This window comes from Cellulomonas citrea (genome assembly GCF_009829685.1).
In the GTDB taxonomy this organism is placed as follows: domain Bacteria; phylum Actinomycetota; class Actinomycetes; order Actinomycetales; family Cellulomonadaceae; genus Cellulomonas; species Cellulomonas citrea.
In genome coordinates this window covers 1-1,886 of the sequence record NZ_VWSD01000266.1, presented here as the reverse complement: position 1 = coordinate 1,886, position 1,886 = coordinate 1, and the positions used below count along the sequence as shown (strand labels likewise).

Here is a 1,886-nt window from a genome sequence, read left to right as displayed (position 1 = left end):
CCCGCCCTGCGGAGCCTGCGGACGCCCTCGCGGTCGAGCCCCCGGCCGGTCCCACGACGGACCCGGCGGCCGCCGGCCCCGCCGTCGCGAACCCCACCGTGGCCCCGCCGCGCTAGCGGCTCAGTACGCGTACCCCCACGCCGACCAGTCCGGGTCACGGTGCTCCAGGAAGGCGTCCCGGCCCTCGATCGCCTCGTCGGTCTGGTAGGCCAGCCGGGTCGCCTCACCGGCGAACAGCTGCTGACCGGCCAGCCCGTCGTCGGCCAGGTTGAAGGCGAACTTGAGCATCCGGACAGCCTGCGGTGACTTGGTCGCCACGATCCGGGCGTACTCCAGACCGGCCTTCTCCAGGTCGGCGTGGTCGACGACGTCGTTGACCGCGCCCCACTCGTAGGCCTGCTGCGCCGAGTACTCCCGGGCCAGGAAGAAGATCTCGCGCGCCCGCTTCTGGCCGACCTGCCGGGCCAGCAGCGCCGAGCCGTAGCCGCCGTCGAACGAGCCGACGTTCGCATCGGTCTGCTTGAACCGGGCGTGCTCGCGACTGGCGATCGTCAGGTCGGCCACCACGTGCAGCGAGTGCCCGCCGCCGGCCGCCCAGCCGCCGACCAGCGCGACGACCACCTTCGGCATGGTCCGGATGAGGTGCTGCACCTCCAGGATGTGCAGCCGCCCCGCGCGGGCCGGGTCGACGTCACCGGCGTCGTCGGCGTAGTGGTAGCCGTCCCGGCGGCGGATCCGCTGGTCACCGCCCGAGCAGAACGCCCAGCCGCCGTCCTTGGGGCTCGGGCCGTTGCCGGTGAGCAGCACCGTGCCCACGTCGGACGACTGCCGGGCGTGGTCGAGCACCCGGTACAGCTCGTCGACGGTGTGCGGGCGGAACGCGTTGCGCACCTCGGGACGGTCGAACGCGACCCGGACCACCGGCAGGTCGCGCTCGAGTGCGCCGGTGCGGTCCACGCCCCGGTGGTAGGTGAGGTCGGTGAGCTCGGTGAACCCGGCCACCTCCCGCCAGGCCGTGGGGTCGAAGGTCTGCGACACGGTGCGCGGCAACGGGCTCATGGGACCAGCCTAGGATCCGGTGGCCCGCCGGCCAGGCCTACCCTGGCCAGGTGCCCGACCTCGACCTGCACGTGTGGTCCGTCCCGCTGCGCACCCGGTTCAGGGGCCTGACCAGCCGGGACGGGGTGCTGGTGCGCGGTGCGGCCGGCTGGGCGGAGTTCTCGCCCTTCTGGGACTACGACGACGAGGAGTCGGCGTCCTGGTGGCGGGCGACCCGGGAGGCCGCGGACCTCGGCTGGCCCGCACCGCTGCGCGACACCATCCCGGTGAACGTCACGGTGCCCGCCGTCGGACCGGAGCAGGCGCACCAGATCGTGCTGGCCTCGAACGGCTGCCGGACGGCCAAGGTGAAGGTCGCCGAACCGGGGCAGGACGTGGCCCAGGAGCAGGCGCGGCTCGAGGCGGTGCGCGATGCGCTCGGCCCGTCGGGGCGGATCCGCATCGACGCCAACGCCGCCTGGGACCTGGACACCGCGGTCGACCGGCTGGCGCTGCTGGACCGGGCCGCGGGCGGTCTGGAGTACGCCGAGCAGCCGGTCGCCGGGGTCGACGGGTTGGCCGCGCTGCGCCGGCGGACCTCGGTGCCGATCGCGGCCGACGAGTCGATCCGCCGGGCCGCGGACCCGTTGGCGGTGGCCGCCAAGCACGCGGCCGACGTCGTCGTCCTCAAGGTGCAGCCGCTCGGCGGGGTGCGCGCGTGCCTCGAGCTGGCCGAGCGGATCGGGCTGCCGGTGGTCGTGTCCTCGGCGCTGGAGTCCTCGGTCGGGCTCGCGGCCGGGCTGGCGCTCGCGGCGGCGCTCCCGGAGCTGCCCTATGCCTGCGGGCTG

The 1,886-nt window shown here is 74.8% G+C and carries 2 protein-coding genes; one reads left to right on the top strand and one right to left on the bottom strand.

Going from position 1 to position 1,886, the window contains the following annotated elements; all coding sequences use genetic code 11:
• Nucleotides 1-120 precede the first annotated feature (120 nt).
• Nucleotides 121-1,059, bottom strand: a complete 939-nt coding sequence (locus tag F2B26_RS16005; RefSeq protein ID WP_159811044.1) for a 1,4-dihydroxy-2-naphthoyl-CoA synthase — start codon at nucleotides 1,057-1,059, stop codon at nucleotides 121-123.
• 50 nt (nucleotides 1,060-1,109) lie between these two features.
• Between F2B26_RS16005 and F2B26_RS16000 the strand changes: the two genes are divergently transcribed.
• A partial coding sequence (locus F2B26_RS16000) for an o-succinylbenzoate synthase (protein WP_159811042.1) occupies nucleotides 1,110-1,886 on the top strand: 777 nt, incomplete at its 3' end.

Coding starts and splice junctions, on each gene's coding strand:
- F2B26_RS16005 (WP_159811044.1), bottom strand. CDS start 1,059: ATGAGCCCGTTGCCGCGCACCGTGTCGCAGACCTTCGACCCCACGGCC.